The 18,585-nt window shown below is 42.7% G+C and carries 17 protein-coding genes; 5 read left to right on the top strand and 12 right to left on the bottom strand.

The genetic code is table 11. From position 1 onward, the window contains the following. Positions 1-47 precede the first annotated feature (47 nt). On the bottom strand, positions 48-323 hold the full coding sequence (locus tag BMW86_RS20845) for a hypothetical protein (protein ID WP_089783882.1): 276 nt from the start codon (positions 321-323) through the stop codon (positions 48-50). A gap of 452 nt (positions 324-775) precedes the next feature. Next, on the bottom strand, positions 776-2,401 hold the full coding sequence (locus tag BMW86_RS20840) for a cellulase family glycosylhydrolase (RefSeq protein ID WP_089783881.1): 1,626 nt from the start codon (positions 2,399-2,401) through the stop codon (positions 776-778). 155 nt (positions 2,402-2,556) lie between these two features. Here BMW86_RS20840 and BMW86_RS20835 point away from each other — a divergent pair, with 155 nt between their 5' ends. Then, positions 2,557-3,417 carry a hypothetical protein gene (locus tag BMW86_RS20835; protein WP_143056644.1) on the top strand — a complete coding sequence of 287 codons (861 nt, stop codon included), beginning with the start codon at positions 2,557-2,559 and terminating at the stop codon, positions 3,415-3,417. 33 nt (positions 3,418-3,450) lie between these two features. On the opposite strand, the gene BMW86_RS20830 is transcribed toward BMW86_RS20835, so the two are convergent. The 6 genes from BMW86_RS20830 to BMW86_RS20805 form a co-directional block, all read right to left on the bottom strand. Further along, complete coding sequence (locus tag BMW86_RS20830; protein WP_089783879.1) at positions 3,451-5,340, bottom strand: amylo-alpha-1,6-glucosidase; 1,890 nt, start codon at positions 5,338-5,340, stop codon at positions 3,451-3,453. A 115-nt stretch (positions 5,341-5,455) separates the two neighbouring features. Next, positions 5,456-6,031 (bottom strand): YceI family protein, encoded by a 576-nt coding sequence (locus tag BMW86_RS20825; RefSeq protein ID WP_089783878.1) that lies wholly within the window; start codon positions 6,029-6,031, stop codon positions 5,456-5,458. A gap of 8 nt (positions 6,032-6,039) precedes the next feature. Further along, the gene (locus BMW86_RS20820) at positions 6,040-7,425 is read right to left on the bottom strand and encodes a hypothetical protein (protein ID WP_089783877.1); all 1,386 of its coding nucleotides are present in this window, start codon (positions 7,423-7,425) and stop codon (positions 6,040-6,042) included. Between the two features lie 10 nt (positions 7,426-7,435). Then, a complete protein-coding gene (locus BMW86_RS20815; RefSeq protein ID WP_177189339.1) occupies positions 7,436-8,002 on the bottom strand; it encodes a YceI family protein in 567 nt (188 codons plus the stop codon). A 176-nt stretch (positions 8,003-8,178) separates the two neighbouring features. Next, on the bottom strand, positions 8,179-8,538 hold the full coding sequence (locus BMW86_RS20810; RefSeq protein ID WP_089783875.1) for an iron chaperone: 360 nt from the start codon (positions 8,536-8,538) through the stop codon (positions 8,179-8,181). Continuing rightward, entirely contained in the window at positions 8,535-8,981 is a 447-nt protein-coding gene (locus BMW86_RS20805) for a VOC family protein (protein ID WP_089783874.1), read from the bottom strand. The genes BMW86_RS20810 and BMW86_RS20805 overlap by 4 nt, the downstream gene beginning before the upstream one ends. A 127-nt stretch (positions 8,982-9,108) precedes the next feature. Here BMW86_RS20805 and glk point away from each other — a divergent pair, with 127 nt between their 5' ends. Next, entirely contained in the window at positions 9,109-10,122 is a 1,014-nt protein-coding gene (gene glk, locus BMW86_RS20800) for a glucokinase (protein ID WP_089783873.1), read from the top strand. A gap of 34 nt (positions 10,123-10,156) precedes the next feature. Here glk and BMW86_RS20795 read toward each other — a convergent pair whose 3' ends face one another. After that, on the bottom strand, positions 10,157-12,283 hold the full coding sequence (locus BMW86_RS20795) for a rhamnogalacturonan lyase family protein (protein ID WP_177189338.1): 2,127 nt from the start codon (positions 12,281-12,283) through the stop codon (positions 10,157-10,159). Between the two features lie 143 nt (positions 12,284-12,426). Here BMW86_RS20795 and BMW86_RS20790 point away from each other — a divergent pair, with 143 nt between their 5' ends. The 3 genes from BMW86_RS20790 to BMW86_RS20785 all read left to right on the top strand — a co-directional run bounded on the left by BMW86_RS20790 (position 12,427) and on the right by BMW86_RS20785 (position 14,512). Next, positions 12,427-12,936: a DinB family protein gene (locus tag BMW86_RS20790; RefSeq protein WP_089783871.1), complete on the top strand. Its 510-nt coding sequence runs from the start codon at positions 12,427-12,429 to the stop codon at positions 12,934-12,936. Positions 12,937-13,096: 160 nt separating this feature from the next. Next, the gene (locus tag BMW86_RS32880) at positions 13,097-13,252 is read left to right on the top strand and encodes a hypothetical protein (RefSeq protein WP_157300058.1); all 156 of its coding nucleotides are present in this window, start codon (positions 13,097-13,099) and stop codon (positions 13,250-13,252) included. 66 nt (positions 13,253-13,318) lie between these two features. Beyond that, entirely contained in the window at positions 13,319-14,512 is a 1,194-nt protein-coding gene (locus tag BMW86_RS20785) for a flavin monoamine oxidase family protein (RefSeq protein ID WP_089783870.1), read from the top strand. 19 nt (positions 14,513-14,531) lie between these two features. Here the strand turns inward: BMW86_RS20785 and BMW86_RS20780 are convergent, their stop codons facing one another. Genes BMW86_RS20780 through BMW86_RS20770 form a run of 3 tightly spaced genes read right to left on the bottom strand, consistent with a single transcriptional unit; the run spans position 14,532 to position 18,585 of the window. After that, entirely contained in the window at positions 14,532-16,451 is a 1,920-nt protein-coding gene (locus BMW86_RS20780) for a heparinase II/III domain-containing protein (protein WP_089783869.1), read from the bottom strand. A 2-nt stretch (positions 16,452-16,453) separates the two neighbouring features. Beyond that, positions 16,454-17,611 carry an alginate lyase family protein gene (locus tag BMW86_RS20775; RefSeq protein ID WP_089783868.1) on the bottom strand — a complete coding sequence of 386 codons (1,158 nt, stop codon included), beginning with the start codon at positions 17,609-17,611 and terminating at the stop codon, positions 16,454-16,456. An 11-nt stretch (positions 17,612-17,622) separates the two neighbouring features. Then, complete coding sequence (locus BMW86_RS20770) at positions 17,623-18,585, bottom strand: DUF4466 family protein (protein WP_089783867.1); 963 nt, start codon at positions 18,583-18,585, stop codon at positions 17,623-17,625.

The following is an 18,585-nucleotide window of genomic DNA, read 5'->3' as shown; positions in this document are numbered from 1 at the left end:
ATTCAAGCTGAATCCCGCAAAAGTTTAGAATTATTGAGATTCTAAATTTATTGTATGGTAGAATATACTGTACCAAATAGGCCAGCAGTTGTAGTAGTGGTTGTTGCATAATTAGTAGTCAATGCACAAGGTTTAGTGGTTGTTGCAGCGCCTGAAACTATAAATGGGACATAATTAACAGTTGAAATAGCTAATGCAGCCGGGTTCGTAGTAGTTGGACAGTATACACGACCTAATCCACGTTTGTTTGCTTTCAATGCCAGGGTTCCACCTGCTATTGCAAATACTGTGATTAACGCTAATGCGAATTTTGCTTTTTTCATAAAATACTGGCCTTTATAAACCAAAAGGCTAAACTTTTTAAGTTAAGTAACACGCTTACTCTTTCAATGGTTTTCAGCTACCCCATTAATTACTACCCATTCTTGCAAGCATAGGCAGCCCGTTGTTAACAACTTAAAATCTTATAATATTTTTAGCTTAAATACATAGTAGTATCTATATCTGTTTAAGGAGTTTTTAAACAGATTTAAACATAAGTTTTCTGATAGGCTTCGACCTTAAGCCATCAAAGAGATTGATTAAAACGAATGTAAACTCGGGTTATCTGTAATGGTATTGGCAATGGCATATTGTCTTACAGTTTTCTTTAGTTTACAGATACAATGCAGTAAATAAAAAAAGTCGCTTTCGAATTCAAAAATACAGCAGCAGGCACCAATGTTATTTAGTAGATAGCGTAATTAACTTTGGAGATACCGATTTCATGTGTATTCTAATTACGATCGAACTTAATTGCTTTGAAATCTCCTCCTCCTTCTTCTGCACGTACTTTCAATTTCAGGCTCCCGGCATTTAAAGGTACGTTTTTGATAATTGCACCAGTTCTACCGGCAACAGCAATACTTAGTTTGCCGGTAGTGACCAGCTGTATTGTGTAATTGCCCTTTTTCTTTACGGAAACAGTATACTGTAACCACTCCCCTCTTTCGATGTTCGTTACATAATAACGGTCTGCGCTATCCTTTACAGCAGCAATATCCACCCCATCATTGCGATATGCCCGGCCACGGTTACCAATGGTCATTTTGGGGTTGGAAAGCCGGTAATTGGCCGTATCCAGGTCGTAGTAGGCAGCACCGTTAATGCCCAGGTCATAGTCAACGGCTTGTATGGTGGTGTGGTCGGTGATGATATTGGCAGCAAATGGCCTGGTCTGAGATGAATAAGGCTGGCGCATCATCGCATCTATGACGTCTCTGTGCAGGATGTTATTACTGATGTTACTGGCAGAGGCCAGCTCCATTAAAGCGGTAAAAGCAGTGGCCTCTGAAGGTTTGTCCCCTTTGCCATTCCAGTAGTTCAGGATCTGCTGATAACCATCGTTCGAAAGGATCTCTAAAGGATTGCTGTTCCCCATCTTCTTCAATGGCCACCAGGACCAGCCAATGTTATTCTGTTCAAAGAGACGGATCGCCTCAGTAAACCATACATTAGAATTTTCACCGGTTTCTCCCAGCCATACAGGTACATTATACTTTTTACGGAAGTCCAGGATATGCTGGATAGCATGCAGGTCATTCGCATTCCAGTACTTATGAAAACTCAGCACCATATTATTATCCCAGGGAGGGAGAATGCCATTGTAGTTGTTTCCCCAGCCATTGCCTTCAATGATGATGATATGTTTCTTATCGACTTCGCGGATCGCTGCCGTAATATCCTGCATGAGTTTTTTAAGGGGGATATTATGCTGCTCTTTGATACCGTTTTTATCGTTTACAGGGTCATCAAATCCGAAGTTAGGTTCGTTGAGGATATCATATGCGGCGATGTTAGGTTCGTCTTTATAATGGGCCGCAATCTTCTTCCACAGGGCAATCGTTTTCTGCTTATCAGCTTCATTGTCCCATAAAGCAGGTTTAGTGCCATCACGATCGGAGATATTGAGGTCATTTCCCTGTCCACCCGGAGCGGCATGCAGGTCTAAGATCAGGTACATCCCTCTTGCCTTACACCAGGAAAGCAGCGTATCTATAAGTACAAACCCTTTATACATGTTATAATGCATAGGCAGGCGTACAGAATTAAACCCCCATGCTTTCAGGGAATCGATGTCTGTATGAGTAGTATTGTTGGAGATCCAGGCATCATAAAAAGCGTTGGTTTTGTCTACCCCTATCAGCGCTTCAATCCTTGCACGGATCTTATGCTGCTGCCCTTCTCCCGGAACATGCAGCATATACCCTTCCTGCAGCAGCCAGCCACCAAGACCCATTCCACGCAGCAACACATTCTTCCCCTGCGCATTGACAATATTTGTACCTGAAGTATGTAAAAATCCCTGACTACGGCCAGTACAAGGGATCAGCAATAAGAACAGCAACAGAATTTTCTTCATAACGGTTAATTGAACTAAAAGATACTGCTAAATGTTACAACCCAAAAGCAATTTTTATAAAATATTAACATCACCTTTAAAATATGTTAAATTCCATGTAATACATACTTCGTCTTGCGGAATGTATTAATTTGCTGATAACCTAATAACTCTCCATGAATAGAAACTCTACCCTAATTTTTTTACTGGTACCGGTTGTCTTTAGTAGTTGTGCAAGAAGATCTTATTATTTAAGTCCGTTCAATGGAAATGCTACTACTTATTATGCAAAACCATTGCTAGCCGATTCTGCAAAATCTGCTACTTATTTCAGCGCTACATTTACAGCCGGCAGACCAAACAATCAATATTATACATATGACGGTGATGGCTATGAGAAGCAGCTGACAGATAATCTGAAAGCTTTTCAGTTCTCATTTCACAGGAGCCATACATCTAAGTATTTTCAGGCTTATTATGGGGCCTCTTTTACGACTGGGACTTATGAAGTAACCCGCTTCGACTCCCTTCACTATTACGGCAATTACGCAAATGCAGATTTGAGTAAAATACTGGGAGGGCATAAATACTTTGCAGGAGCAGGACTGGTAGGGGGAATAAATCTTGTAATGCCATTTCGCAGAGGACATGAATGGAGAGTTCTTGGAATAGAAACATCTATAGGAAAAGAGTGGGGTGATTATCTGGATTTCAGAAAAAGCATGCCGGATTCTTCAGCTACTGCGATCTCAAAGAATGATCACTATGGATATATAGGATTAACAAGTGAACTGGTTTTCAAGAAACGACAAAATGCTTTTGGTATAAAATGGGCTTTAGGAACATCTTTGTATAGAACAATTGAATTAGGAAAATCTGATTTAAGAACAACTTATGTGGTGCCTTTATATTTCTCTACCACATTCCAGTATTCACGTCCTAAGTTCACTGTGTTCACACAAATAAATGCAACTGAGCATGCAGAGAGTGTTCAATTGGGCGCCAGTTATAAATTAAGTAAGATTCATCATCGCTAAGCCTTTCATCCATTATATAAAAAAAAAGGTCTGTCAACTGACAGGCCTTTTGTATGTATTGATAATATGTTCCATCCTGATTAACTCCGCGACACTCCATGCCTGTGCCACAGCCCCTCCCGCCTTATAAGGGAAGTTGCCATCAAACACTTCCGGTACAGAATATAAACAACATTCTTCCAGCGTAGCAGACATTCCGTCATACAACTCTTTTAATAAGGGCAATGCAGCTTCTTCGTCTGTACGTAAATATGCTTCTGCAAAATGTGCCAGTAACCAGGGCCATACCGTTCCCTGATGATAGGAATGATCGCGGCTCATCTGATCTCCGGCATAATGCCCCGTGTAACGTTCATCCAAAGGAGATAAAGTACGCAAACCACGTGGTGTCAGCAACTCATTCCGTACCTTATCCACCACTGCCTTCTGCATATGAGGTTTCAATGGCGTAAAAGGTAACGATACCGCAAAGATCTGGTTGGGACGCACCGACCAGTCATTCTCCACATCTGCCAGGTATTGTTTCTCCTCATTCCAGAAAACATCTATAAATGAAGCAGCTATTTTTGTAGGTAAAACTTCCCACTCCTTCACAAATGCCTCATCACCTTCACTACGGGCAGCTTCCAGGCAGAAGCAAACGGCATTATACCACAGTGCATTTATTTCTACCACTACACCCCTGCGTGGAGTTACAGGTACCCCGCCAATAACAGCATCCATCCAGGTAAGCGCTACACCTTCTTCTCCGGCAGTAATCAAGCCGTTGTCCAGCATCCTTATACCAAACATAGTACCCTGCCGGTAACTATACAGGATATTGGAAAGCGCTTCTTTATAGGTAGCCCAGATCTTTACATTATACTGCTGTAAGCTCCATACAAACCATAAAGAAGCATCTACCGTATTATATAAAGCATGTTTACCTATTCCTGCATTAGACAATAAACCATTGTTCAAACCAGCTTCTAAGGTTTCTACCACCTGAGCAAACACCGGTACATTACCCGTGAGTAATGTTAATCCGGGTAGCGCGATACAGGTATCCCTTCCCCAACTGCCAAACCAGTAATAACCGGCCCTGATAGCAACACCATGGTCTGTGTTGATGATAAACTGTTTTGCTGCTTTCAGCAAACGTTCTTTCATCGTATTTGCAGACGCAGGCAGTTTAAAACTAAACTTATTATTGAGAGATAATCCTGCTGTAAATATAACAGCCTGCTCTTTGGTCAGTGTTACTTCAAAATGCCCGGGGGAATACAGGTCTTCATGAGATTCATATCCCCGCTCCTGTTCTACCGCATATTCTGCATTGTAATACCAGTAACCATTATTTGTAAAGGCAGCATCTCCTGTTACCTGCATAAAAAGAGGATCATAACCTTCATACAATCTCATCTGCACACCATTATCAATTGTATCTACAGAAAGATTGGCAAATGAATTGGCTTTCCCTATTGTATGCATATTCCTGAATGCTACAAAAGGCTGTAGCTGTAATGAAACAGATGAAGGGCCTTCCTTTAATGTATATCGTATAGAGACACGGTTTTCTGATTCATCCATCAACAACTCTTTTGTAATAACAGTATCTCCTGTTTTAAATGTCCAGCATGGTACAGGATCTGCTGAAAACATGGCAATGAGTGCATGTCCATCCGGATTGTATTCTCCGGGATAACGGTGTACCGACAGAGAATACACGTTATTGTTGTATGAGATCTTTTCATTCAGTGCAGACAATAATACATGATCATCTCCGTCCAGCTGAGGCTGTGGTGCTACCAGCAGCCCATGATATTTCCTCGTATTACATCCTGAGATAGTCGCTGCTGCATAACCTCCGGCATAAGATACCACCAGGTACTCCCTCGAAGTTGCATAAGCTAAATCCTGCATCAACATTTTATCTATACCCATATATTAAAGTTAGCCATTTAAGAGAAGTTTACACAGCACTTAAAGATTTAATAATGCGCAAACAGCGGCCTGTACATTAACTAAATTTTATCCAACTTAGCTATCGTGATCTTTACTAAGGATCGGAAACAATGACAAAACTGATATGAAACTCCACCTGCAGCTGATCATCTGCCCTGATCATCCCTCCCAGCTTCCGCGGAGGGGTCAATCCAAAAGACGTAAATAGAATTGTCTGATTACCTATCAGATGTATTACCTGCTGATCATCCATAAAAACACGGTAGTTCACGGTCACCTTTTTTGAAACACCTGCCATTTCAATGTTCACCATCCCTCTGATGTTCTCTTCTGCGGATTTAAGCACAGGATACTTTTCCAGTGATAAAAAGGTAATACTCAGGCGGGGGAACTCCTTTGCATGTAACGCCTTCCGTAATCCGTCGGTCATAGCGCCGTTCATACAATCAAAACTCATTACAGGCAGCTTTACACATCCGGACATCAATACAGACTGGGGAGCAGGATAAAATGTAAGGGTATCAGGATGATGATAGTCTTTTGCCTGACAGCTGAACTTATTCACATTGGTAGTACCATCCACTTTTAATGTCCCCCCTTTAGCTACCCATCTCACCTTTTCCTGTGAAGGAACAAATGTCAAAAGAAACAATAAGGTCCTGATATTCATAGTACCTGTTAAAAACCGACAACCGCTTCGATCACATAACCATTGAACTGGCCACCGGCACGATAGTCTGCCACTGGGAAGTCTTTATATTGCTGGATAACATATTCGCCTTTCAGTAAAATATTCCGGGTTAGGAACCAGCCTGCGGCGGCGGCAAAACGGTTCACTTTCACATCTCCTGTGTAAGTGATGGTACCTGCCCCCGTGCCGGTTGCATTATCTGCCAGCCTTGCACTTACTGCATTATAACGCGCCCCTATAAACAGTTTCTCATCTTTCAGGAAACGATATACCGCATCTACGGCATACTGGCTGGCACTTCTGGTGGAAGTTTCGCTTGCGGTACGACCGGAGGCTGTTTCATATGTACCAAACAGTTCCAGGCCCTTTGCTTTTAAGAATCCGTTCAGCATAACGGCATTTACTTTCTTACTAAATCCGGGATTAAAACGGCCGGAGAAAGCCAGCGGAGTACCCGCACCTGTTGTACTGCTGGGGTTTGCAGAGTTTTCCTCCATCACAAACTGGTAGTTGGAACCGGAACGGTCACCACCATACAACACATTCCCGCCACTGCTCTGATTACCATAATAAGAAGCGCTGACCCTTACACGTACATCTTCTGCTACCTTTTTATCAACTCCTGCTTTCAGTAAAATACTGGGAGATTTATGAAGATCACCGTCTGCGTTCTTTGCAGCATATAAAGAATCTACATTTCCTTTGATCATCCCGTTTGTAACGCCTACCATTCCAAACCAGCCGTTCTTTCTCACATAAATTTCACCACCAATTTCTGTAGAGTAAGCATCCATAATATTCCCTTCCATGAAAGGATTGTATAAAGCCTGTCCACCATCACTTCTGCGAAAATGTGCATCCCCATAGTTCACTTCATAATGCCCCACTTTGATAGTGGTTACTTTCATGATATCAGTCCATATCTGCCCTTTAAAAGGTAGTTTATCAAACTGTATATACCCTCCTTTTACCCAGGTTTCATTATGGTGTTTGGAAGACAGATAAGAAGTTACATTTAAGCGGATACCATCTGCCAGTTGCACATCAAAGTAAAGATTAGCCTGTGCTGTCTGGAAGCCTGCTGTAATCACTTTCAGCTTATTACCCGGAGTAGATACTCCACCGGAGTAAGCACCCACATTATTATTCAATGCATCCGGGTTTTTATGCTTCAGATTTTGAAACTGTTGGGTGAAGCCTGCGCCAAACTTTACTTTTAAGCCGTCGAATGTGGCCGCTGTATCTTTGGGATCTTCAAAAACATTGATCCCTCTCTGATCATAAGATCTCAGGTTAGCAATCCTGGGCTGTTGTTGTGCCATCAGCGTTACAGGAGAAAGAAGAACGGCCAGTAATAAGTATTTAGGTTTCATATCAATATATTTATTGTCTGAATGTGAGGTTAAAATCAATTGTTACATTTTCACCGGTTTTAACGGCGCCCATCATAAAAGATGGCGGATCAATATTGTAATCTCTCATATTGATCTTCTTACTTCCTTTTATATTGATGCTTTTGTCTGCATTTACTTTTGCAGTAGCAGCCAGCTCTACATCTTTTGTAACACCGGCTATAGTTAGTTTACCCGTACACTGTATGTTTTTACTATCAGTTGATATGGTAGCATTGGTAAGATTAAAAGTGATGGTAGGATTCTTTGATGTTTTCATTGCCCGGTAAGCGTTATCATCCATACCTTTATGATCGCTTTTCAGACTTTCTGCGGGCATCGTGAAGTTGAGCAGTGTTAAACCACCCAGATTACCGTCTTCATAAAATGTAAATGTCGCATTACAGGCTATTTTAGAGGTTTTCATTTCCCAGTCGTGCAGGGTAGATGTGCCACTTACTGTAAGGTTAAAATCATTTCTTTGCTGGTATTGTACTTGTGCCTTTGATACGTATCCGTTAAGCAGAATAAAAAACAGGAGTGCTATTGATGTTTTCATAATAGTAAATATTAAATCCTTAATTCTGATGCAAGGTAGTGCGTGGGTAAAACGTAGAAGATGACGTGCATCATCAATAATGATGATTGCTGTCGGACATAAAAAAAGCCCCCGCATAATGCGGGAGCCTTATTAAACTCATCTTAATAATTTTACAGGTATATCATCCCTGAAAACTATTTCTTCATTTTAGCCAGGGCTCTGGCCTCATTCTCTTTCATTCTATCCTTTACAATTCTCTTTATCAAAGCCACAGGTAATGGTTTATCCGGTGGGAAATGAATAGTAGAACCTTCTACTTCCACTCCTTCCTCTTTTAATTTTTTAGTTACAGCAGTACCCATAATATACAGGCTGCAATACTTCTTTGTTACACCCATGCCTACCAGCCAGTACAGGTATCTGAAACAGGGTACCTTATAACTGACGGATTCAGTAGCATCCGGAGCCACAGACAGAATTAAAGCACGTAGTTCTTCCAGTTTACTTCTGAATGGCTCCGGCTGTTTGGCTATATATTCCAGGACCGTCATCATTTTGCTGCGTCTTGCAGGTCCTTAATAACGAGCTTATCCATCTTCATCAATGCTTCCATTACCTTCTGTGCTTTGGCAGGATCTGCGTTATATAACAGTTTTTCCAGGTTATCCGGCACGACCTGCCATGATAAGCCAAATTTATCTTTTAGCCAGCCACAACGGCTCTTAACACCATCTTCGGAAAGTTTTTCCCAGAAATAATCTACTTCTTCCTGATCTTTGCATTTGACGAACAACGAAATCGCCTCTGTGAATTTGAACATTGGGCCACCATTTATGACCATAAACTCCTGCCCATGCAGATGGAAAGTAGCGGTGAATAACTTTTCGCCATTACGATGCACAGAGTCGATCTTTGCATCTTTAAAAACAGTCGTATAAAAGTTTATAGCTTCTTCAGCGTTATCATCATACCATAAGAACGGGGTGATCTTTTGCATACAGTTTATTTTAAAGCAAACTTACCTTTACTATTCGGGAGACAAGAGGTGCGGAAGCGACAAATTCAAGGGTATATTGCGACAGTTTAACGTAATAAATCGTAGATTCATTTAAAATAGGTATCACATGCTTATTCCAATAAGGACTAGTACGGCTCAACAACCCTGTATCCTCTTAGCGGGAGATATAGGCGGAACAAAGACAAACCTCGCATCATACAAATATGATGGTAAAACCTTCTCTCTCTTAAAAGAAAATAAATACCGGACAAAAAGTTACGATGATCTGGGCAAGATGATCTCGGATTTCTTAGCAGGAGATAAAACGCCTGACAGGATGTGTTTCGGAGTAGCCGGTCCCGTTTTAAACGGAAAAGTACAAATCACGAATGTGCCCTGGGGAATTGACAGCAAACAGATTTCCGGTTTATACAACAACATCCCCGTTCATCTGATCAATGACCTGGAAACAACCGCTTATGGCCTTGCCGTGCTGGAAGACAAAGACATTCATATCGTACATAAAGGGAAGCATACGCCGGGTAACTGGGGTATCATTGCCCCTGGTACCGGACTGGGTGAAGCAGGCTTATACTGGGACGGCACAACAGCACACCCCTTCCCTACAGAAGGCGGACACTGCGACTTTTCACCACGTACCACCCTGGATATTGACATGTTTATCTACCTGAAAAAGAAATTCGGGCATGTAAGCTGGGAAAGGTTACTCAGCGGCCCTGGTATCCTTACCATTTATGAGTTTCTGAGGGATGTGAAAGAAATGGACGTTCCCGCCTGGCTGACAGATAAAATGCTGGCGCATGCTGATGCCTCTGCCCTCATCAGTGAGAATGCAGTTTCTGTACCTATATGTACAGAAACCATGAACCTTTTCATGAGATACCTGGCGATAGAAGCCGCCAATCTTGCCCTGAAAGTAAAAGCAACGGCAGGGATTTTTATAGGTGGAGGCATTATGCCCAAGAACTTAAAATATCTCGATGCACATACTTTTATCAGATGGTTCCATGATTTTGGAAGGATGAAACATGTGCTGGAAGATATCCCTGTAAAGATCATTTTAAACGATAAAACAGCCTTATTAGGAGCTGCATGGTATGCCGTAAATCCTAATGAATAGAAACAGGCCAGTACTGGCCTGTTTCTATCCGCAATTATTGCTTCAGCAATTTGCTGACATACACCTCATTTCCATCCTTTATCTGTACGATATAGACACCGGGAGTAAACGACCCCAGTTTGCTATTGAGCGTGTTATTCAACTGACTCAATCCACCTTTAACACGTAAAACAACTTTCCCGTCAGTAGTCGTTACTTTCATATGCAGATTATCTCCGGCAGGCTTTAATTCAAACCTTACCATATCACTTGCGGGATTAGGAGAGATCTTAAACCTGTTTTCTGTAACAGGTATTTTATCTGTGGATAAAGCCGCAGAAACACCCGTCAGGTAGATGTTAGGTTGTGGTGGTGTAGACATGCCCGTACCCAGATAATAATCAGGATAAGGTGGCTGGTTATAAGCCGTATTCTGCCAGGCTACCGCCAGACGATACTGGGGATTATGCATCAATGTATATAACCGGTAAGAAGTAGGAATAGTAGTGGTAAAAAGCAACAGGTTGGCATTATCAGAAGACCGTAAAATTATTTCTTCCCGCCAGTCGCCCAGCAGATCTGCTGTTAAACAGGGGTTTGCTTTTGTACTGTTATTGGAAGCAGCACTGCCGTAATTGTAGATAGTCAGCAGCCTGTTGGAAGACTGCGTAGCAGGGTTCCATTTATCCAGTTTGGTACCGTCCAGTAATTCCCTGCATAGATCTCCATCCCACCAGATACCGAAGTTATTACTGGGTTTGGAAGTAGAGATCGATACGCCCTGACAGGTATAGAGATCTCCGGAAGAAGCCCACACTTCATATCCGGGATAGGCAGGGTCTACATCACCGGCCATCGCCCTTCCTATATCTCCTGTAACCCCGTCCGCAGGTCCACGGCCCCATATCGGTTGTCCTGTGCGGGCATCCCTGAACTCAATCCCAAAATTACCATACGCAGTCTGGCTTTCGTGGCATTGCCATAGTTCCTGTCCTGGTCTTGAGGGGTCAAGGTCTGTCATATGCATAGCATCCCCATGTCCTAAGCCATTGGCATATAAACCGGTGCCGTTATCATCAATGGCACTGGACCCGTTAATGATCTCATCTTTCCCGTCTCCATCCACATCTCCTACGGTTAACTGATGGTTTCCCTGTCCGGCATAAGCGCTGTTACCGCTGGTATTACTATCAAACACCCAGCGACTGGTCAGTTGTCCGTTACGCCAGTCCCAGGCAGCTCTTACCAGGCGCGTGTAATAACCACGGCCCATGATTAAACTGGGGCGGGCGCCATCCAGGTAAGCAATGCAATTCACGAAGCGGTCTACACGGTTGCCGTAGCTATCTCCCCAGGAAGAAACCGTACCACGGGCAGGGATATAGTTGGTGGTAGCCATAGCGGCCCCTGTTTGTCCGTTGAAGATAGTGAGGTATTCAGGGCCGGATAAAATGTAACCGCTGGTATTCCTGTAATCAGCACTGCTGCTGCCGATGACAGTGCCAACACCGTCAATGGTAGCATCGGCAGTTTTCATGGCTATTTCTGCTTTTCCGTCCCCATCCAGGTCGTAAACCATGAACTGCGTATAATGTGCCCCGGCACGGATATTCCGTCCCAGGTCTATCCGCCACATGCGCGTACCATCCATTTTATAGGCATCTATGAATACGTTGCCGGTGTAACCACTCTGGGAGTTGTCTTTTGAATTGCTGGGGTCCCATTTTAAGATGATCTCATATTCACCATCTCCATCCAGGTCACCTACACTGCAATCGTTGGCGGTGTAGGTATATGCCTCACCGGAAGGAGTAGTACCACCTGCCGGGATCTGCAGGGGGATTGTTTTATAAATGCTGGTCCATACACTTACAGGAGCCGTGGCAGCCTGTTCCACGTTGTTAATCACCGGGCGTATGGTATAAGTGCCATTGGTGGTGATATTATCCACATAATTGGTAGAGCCGGTAACAGGTGTGGTATTCAGTTTTACACCGTTCCTGTATACATTAAAACTAATGGAAGTGGGATCTGTTCCCAGCATACGCCAGCCTATATATACAGCACTGCTGCTTTGCCTGACGGCCACAGGCGCACGGCTGAGGAATTCCATTTGCCGGGATTGAGCATGTACCGTACAATAAAGGAATAGTAAGAAAATAAGTGTAGAATTGATTTTCATCGGATTAACATTTAAAAGTGGTTTATATTTATAAAGAAAGCATCTTATGAAAGATACACTAACCCCCTGAAAATATAATTCAGCACTACTGACATAGGGTTGTCACTCCGTCATATGTTCTTTGTGTTATAAATATTTAAACCATGACAAACAACACACTTTCCGCTACAGAGACCGTAATCACTCCACAGGCAATGCTGGCACACTGGCAGGGACATCGCCGCCTTACCCGCAGGACTATTGAAGCCTTTCCGGAAGATAAGCTTTTCAGCTATTCCGTTGGTGGCATGCGCACATTCTCAGAATTAATCACTGAAATCACAGATATAGCCGCCAATGGCATTCTTGGTATAGTAACCGGGAAATGGAAACGTGTAGAAGAGCTGGACCATTATACCCCAACAGCAGCGCCAACAACAAAAGCAGCGATACTGGAGTATTGGGATGAGATTACTGCGGATATCAATACACTCTGGCCACAGATTCCTGCAGAACGTTTCCAGGAAGTTGACAAGGCTTTTGGGATGTATGAAGGCATTATCTCTGATCTGTTACTCTATTTCATTGATAATGAGATACATCACAGGGCCCAGGGATATGTATATCTCCGTACACTGGGTATTGAACCTCCTGCTTTCTGGAACAGGGATTAAACAGCAACTGAAAAGCAATAGAAAGGCAATATCCTACGCTTGTCCTTCGCTAAAAAGCGAAGGACAAGCGTAGGATATTGCCTTTCTATTGCCGTTGATAAGCTCTTTTAAGATACATTAATGATAAATAAGTATATTTACCTAACAAAATATACGGATTATGTCATTACTAAACAACAATAAGAAAGTTGGTAAAAAGGGCAATCAGGCTAAACCTAATGTACCAGGTGCTAACCCGAATGCGTTTATCCAGTCTAATAAAAACGCTGCTTTTACAAAGAAACCTATCAAGACCGGCGGTACCCGTGGTAGCTGATGCATATAAAAACATTTAAAATAGAAAGCTGCACTGAAAAGTGCGGCTTTTTTTATCTTTAACACTATGGATATCATTATTATAGGTGCCGGCGCAGCGGGTTTAATGGCAGCCAGGGAATTATCCCCTTTCTTTAACGTCACTATCCTTGAAGCTCAGGGTGTTATAGGTGGCAGGATTCATACTATCCGCCCATCTATAGAAGCCGGGGCCGAATTTATACATGGCAGGTTACCTGTTACGATTGATTTACTCAAAGAAGCCGGTCTCTCCTATACCGCTGTTGATGGGGAAATGTATACCGCAGAAGATGGGGAATGGAAACAGGAAGAAAGATCTATAGAAGGATGGGATGAGCTACTGGATAAGATGGGTACCCTGACTAAAGACATGACCCTGATGGAATTTCTCGAAACATATTATGCAGAACATAAGTATGCGGATCTCAGGAACGAGATGATAAGATATGTACAGGGATATGATCTGGCTGATCCATCCAAAGTGAGTATGTTCTCTTTGTACAATGAATGGTCAGCTGAAAATGATGTTAACTTCAGAGTAGATAAAGGTTATTGTGAGATGATAAACTTCCTCGCAAAAGGATGTACTATTATCACGAACAACCCTGTTCAGAAAATAACCTGGGAGCAGGGAAATGTAAAAGTATCTACCCCGGATAAAACTTACACCGCGCAGAAAGTGATCATTACTGCTTCACTGGGGATATTGCAGCATAACATTATTCAATTCTCACCGGCTATAGACGATTATATGAATGCTGCCAGTCATATCGGTTACGGCAGTGTTATCAAAATACTGCTGGAGTTTGCAGCACCTTTCTGGCAAGAGGATACCGGGTTTATCTTCAGTAAGGAAAAAGTGCCTGTCTGGTGGACACAGTTCCCCAATAAAACACCTGTACTTACCGGATGGCTGGGAGGGCCGCCGGCAGAACATTTCAAACAGGTTTCCAAAGAGGAGATCCTGAAAATAGCATTGCAGTCATTATCCAATCTTACACAGAAGGAGTTACCAGCGCTTGTAAGCAGTCATATTTATAACTGGGCAGATAACCCGCAAACGTTAGGGGCTTACAGTTATGATACACCTATGTCAGATAATGCCAGGAAACTCTTAAATACGCCGGTAGCGGATACTATTTATTTTGCCGGAGAAGCATTGTATGAAGGAAAACATCCGGGTACAGTAGAAGCAGCATTGATCAGTGGCAAAAATGTTGCACAAATGATAAAAGACTGATCCTACTATACCCGGTTATTTATTTAGTAGTAACAGAAAATACATAATGTTCTTTCGTTACCGGATTAACTGCTTTTAAGTTGATCCGGTAAATATTCTCTCCCCATTTCTGTTTTATCCCCTGATCTTCCATGGCTTCCATAGGCACCCTTTCTATAGTAGCAGTAAATTTCGCTGAAGGATAATGCAGATAGAAATCTTTTGATGGTTGATGAATAACCAGTACTCCCGGTTTATCCACTTCCACTGCATAACAGGTCATTAAATGCTGGATCACCGGTTCTCCTGTTTTTAATTGTACTACATCTTCTATTGTTACATTCTTCCCACGATTTAACTTAACACTACGCTGCCATTTTTCAATACCTGCAGCAGCGGGATAAGATGCCCCAATATCCATTGTCATTGAACTATTGTGGTAACTCACCTGTGTGGCTTTGAACTGCGGGCCATCCTGCTGAGTATATCCATTTACGGTAGGTACATTGTGGTAATCAGATCTGTTATACCAGATATCGTAGCGTTTACTACTAAATGTTTTTGCCGTGTACGTACCCCGGCCAACATCTATCAATACCGGTAATCCGTTATAATATACCACATAGTTACCGATATCATTATGGTTATGACTTTCATCATTATTACCACCTTTGGCTGCCACAAAGAAACCGTCAGTACTGCCCTGTGTATCGCGGGCTATCATTACCTGTAAATCAGGCCACCAGAAATCGGCAGGGAGTAATAATCCTTTCCCGGCATGATCCAGCTCATCTTCCATAAACAAGGTATAAAGATGTCTGAAGAAGTGGGCACCTCCGGTACTGGTCTTATCTTCACGGGCGAAATAATACGCCCCGAATTTCATCATGTCCGGGTCTTTAATATCCTTACCAAAACGGTAAATCATACGGGCAGGCATACCAGGCTGAGGATCTGCATCCGCAAAATCCAGGAAATAACGCTCGCTGATCTGCGCACGGTAAATGAACTTACCCATCTCTCCTACCTTCTTATCTTCATAGGCATAGGCAAATGCATTGTTAGTGGCCAGATTTAACATGGAGATATTATCATACAGCGAAGCGGCCGCGGCTCCCCAGTAACCCGGACCTTCATCACAGCCTCCATCTGCCGGATAAGGATTTAGAAAAGCATCCAGGACGCTCAGTATTTTATGTACTGCAGCAGTACGTTTCTGATCATCTTTCTCCAATAACAGTACAGCATTGAGCCAGTTGGAACATATCCAGGGATTCCAGTTGTTAGGACGTCTGCCATTGGCAGTTGCACCCATAAATCCATGGTATCTGGTCATTAATGGCTCAAAGATCCTTTTGTTAGTTTCGTAGTAAATCCGCTTTCTTACCTGTGGAGAAATGCTGTCCAGCTTTTCTGCCATGAAGTAATCTACCCAGCTCAGTAACATACCTGTTTCCGCGGAGAACAGTTCTACAAAGGGTTGGGTAACGTCCATCAGTCCGGCGTAGTCTTTACTTTTTGGCAAATGCGCAGACGCTCCCCAGAAAGATTCTTCACAGATAGACCATACACCGTTTACTATCTGATCTGTGAACCGGCCTTTGTTCTCATACACTTCAGCCAATAATAAAGTGCTTAGTACCTGTCGCTTTTTAGAAGCGATATCCTGGTATTCACTCCTGTTGCCATTACGCACTATCAGTAGTGATTTTACAGCAGGGATACCCGGCCATTCATAGTTAAGAAAACCTTCTGCTCTTTTTATGAGTGCATTGCCGGTTTCTGCATCGGCTTTCGCCCATGCCGGTCTGTTGCTGGTATGTGGAAATGGTTCCCATTTCGCCTGAGGTATCAGATGCTGTGACAACTGGCTTTCGGAGTATTTGCCGCTTAATAAGTCCTGCGCGGATAATACGCGGCAGGTTAGTAACAGGCAGATAAAAAGTAATATCTTTTTCATGTTTAATAATCCCAGTTGGTGAGTAGAAGCATATTACTTTTGAAGTCGGTATGTTTTTCCCAGAGAGGTGTTAAATCCAGTGAATATTTCCCTGTTGCTACTTTTGCTAATTCCAGGAACTCCTTATCATCCCTGGGTTTAATCTGCTGATGTTCCCATTTCTTTGTGCCTTCTGCATAAGGTAATAACCAGGTAAATGCCTTTTGCAATTTACCATAATGCCACAGATCAACATTTACATTTTCCGCCAGGAGTGCCAGTTCGAAGAATGCTCTCAGGTTAAATAAAGAGTAATTCCAGGATAAGGTACGTGCCAGTTCTTTGGGTTGTTGTCCATCTGCTTCCAGCTGACTATCAATTCTCTTTTTTGTTTGCTCTTCCAGGATTTTTTTTGCCAGTGCCGGCTGCTCTGTAAATAATGCAATGGTTACCTGTTGTACATCATACCAGGTGCCGTGGTTATTTAACTCATCAGCTTCATCCAGTCCTACGGGGCTGGTGCGCATCCAGGTGAGGTAATCAGTATACCATGCTTGTATGGCTTTATAATCTACAGCAGGTAAAGCGGGTGAATTCTTCAATAATTGTATGCCATCTATCAGCATGGTGATATTGTGCAGGTCTATCAATCCAATACCTCTGCCTTCTGTAATACCGGGGATAGCCTGTCCGTAATTCAAGTGCGGGTTCATCCGCGTAGTTGAGTCCAGGAACCAGGTCTTTAACAGTTTGGCGGCATGGGTAGCATACTTTGTATCACCGGTATAATACCAGGCCAGTCCTAACAGGTATACATCTTTGGACAATGCATTCTGATATTCATCATCCTTAATGGCATATCGTTCCGGGTTCACCTGCCCATCTTTGCGGATATAGGGCAGGCCGTTAGCTTTACTTGAATCCGGCCACCAGTAGGGGCCTACGCTCATGTAATCGTGTTTGTTACCACTGGGCGGTGTTTTCTCCTTGTATACTACAGAGTAAGGCCCGTTTTGTAAAGACTCATCCGCATTCTTTATCAGCTCGGATAAAGCCTGTTGCATAACAGGGTCTTTCTTTGCTATCTGTTGTTTTGCATTGAGTAATGCAGCTGGTTTAACAAGGAAAGTATGAGGTGGCAAAGGCGCTGCGTACATCCATAATAAGAGCAATAGTTTCATAACGATAGATTTTATTTAAGCGTATAACGTTTCATACTGATTACCGCATTTTTATTTGCATCACTTGCTTTGTTAATGTAAATATAAGCCCTGTATTTACCATCCGCAGTTTCTATCCAGGTACCCGCTTCAGCTTTAAGATTGATGGCATAGTCCGGTGCATCTGACATCTTTAACTGTTCGAAATCCAGATCATCAATATAGATGCCATATTGCAAACGGGCCAGGTGAAAATCGCGGAGATTCCAGACCTTACTGACTTTAGTTATCTTGTTAGCACCTGTTGGCAGTGTTACATTGGGTAAATAATCCGGCTCCCCTCCTGGTGATACTAACGCATGACCAAAGGAGATATTGGGGATGGACCTAAAAAGATAGACAAGGTCCAGCTTATCAGTTTTGGTAGCAGCATCGGCTAAGTTGTATACGGCCATATTTGCAATAGAAATAAAATCCCCATCTTTTACTGGTAAATCAAGTACCATATCCATTTTAGAGATTACATAGGGGCCCATTTTGTAAGAGACCGCTTCTCCATCGCTGCTCTTAGCGGAAAAAGTAAAGGTGACAGATTTCCCCTGTGCTTCTTTTGGAATGATGTAATAGTAACGGAGTGTGACAGCGTTTGTATCTTTTGTGAAATTAACTTTTGTGAAGTTGTTTTCATTTACAGAAGGGTCTCCGATCTGTATACCTACATCTACCCCACTACCGTTCGTATAATAGGATTTATTCTCCAGGTAAGTACCGGTTGCGCCTGCGATAGATGCTTCTACCTGAGCGGAGACTATTTTTCCTTTGTTTAAAGGTAAAGCCATGGCATAGGCGAATTCTATGTTCAGTCCGGCTACATTAGGCCCTAACGTTCTTTTGATACAATCGTTCTGTAGTGCATCTTTAGGAACAGGAACGGTGTAGTCTTTATCTTTACAGGCTGTTACCAGCAATAATAATATGATTACTATATTTCTCAT

Source organism: Chitinophaga sp. YR573, assembly GCF_900110995.1.
Lineage (GTDB): Bacteria > Bacteroidota > Bacteroidia > Chitinophagales > Chitinophagaceae > Chitinophaga.
This window is presented reverse-complemented; position numbering and strand designations above follow the sequence as displayed.

Bases quoted from the DNA above. Each gene is read 5' to 3' on its own strand.
- BMW86_RS20790 (WP_089783871.1), top strand. From the start codon at position 12,427: ATGACAAACAACACACTTTCCGCTACAGAGACCGTAATCACTCCACAG.
- BMW86_RS20810 (WP_089783875.1), bottom strand. From the start codon at position 8,538: ATGATGACGGTCCTGGAATATATAGCCAAACAGCCGGAGCCATTCAGA.
- BMW86_RS20840 (WP_089783881.1), bottom strand. From the start codon at position 2,401: ATGAAGAAAATTCTGTTGCTGTTCTTATTGCTGATCCCTTGTACTGGC.
- BMW86_RS20845 (WP_089783882.1), bottom strand. From the start codon at position 323: ATGAAAAAAGCAAAATTCGCATTAGCGTTAATCACAGTATTTGCAATA.
- glk (WP_089783873.1), top strand. From the start codon at position 9,109: ATGCTTATTCCAATAAGGACTAGTACGGCTCAACAACCCTGTATCCTC.
- BMW86_RS20825 (WP_089783878.1), bottom strand. From the start codon at position 6,031: ATGAATATCAGGACCTTATTGTTTCTTTTGACATTTGTTCCTTCACAG.
- BMW86_RS20770 (WP_089783867.1), bottom strand. From the start codon at position 18,585: ATGAGAAATATAGTAATCATATTATTATTGCTGGTAACAGCCTGTAAA.
- BMW86_RS20795 (WP_177189338.1), bottom strand. From the start codon at position 12,283: ATGAAAATCAATTCTACACTTATTTTCTTACTATTCCTTTATTGTACG.
- BMW86_RS32880 (WP_157300058.1), top strand. From the start codon at position 13,097: ATGTCATTACTAAACAACAATAAGAAAGTTGGTAAAAAGGGCAATCAG.
- BMW86_RS20775 (WP_089783868.1), bottom strand. From the start codon at position 17,611: ATGAAACTATTGCTCTTATTATGGATGTACGCAGCGCCTTTGCCACCT.
- BMW86_RS20785 (WP_089783870.1), top strand. From the start codon at position 13,319: ATGGATATCATTATTATAGGTGCCGGCGCAGCGGGTTTAATGGCAGCC.
- BMW86_RS20820 (WP_089783877.1), bottom strand. From the start codon at position 7,425: ATGAAACCTAAATACTTATTACTGGCCGTTCTTCTTTCTCCTGTAACG.
- BMW86_RS20805 (WP_089783874.1), bottom strand. From the start codon at position 8,981: ATGCAAAAGATCACCCCGTTCTTATGGTATGATGATAACGCTGAAGAA.
- BMW86_RS20830 (WP_089783879.1), bottom strand. From the start codon at position 5,340: ATGGGTATAGATAAAATGTTGATGCAGGATTTAGCTTATGCAACTTCG.
- BMW86_RS20780 (WP_089783869.1), bottom strand. From the start codon at position 16,451: ATGAAAAAGATATTACTTTTTATCTGCCTGTTACTAACCTGCCGCGTA.
- BMW86_RS20835 (WP_143056644.1), top strand. From the start codon at position 2,557: ATGAATAGAAACTCTACCCTAATTTTTTTACTGGTACCGGTTGTCTTT.
- BMW86_RS20815 (WP_177189339.1), bottom strand. From the start codon at position 8,002: ATGAAAACATCAATAGCACTCCTGTTTTTTATTCTGCTTAACGGATAC.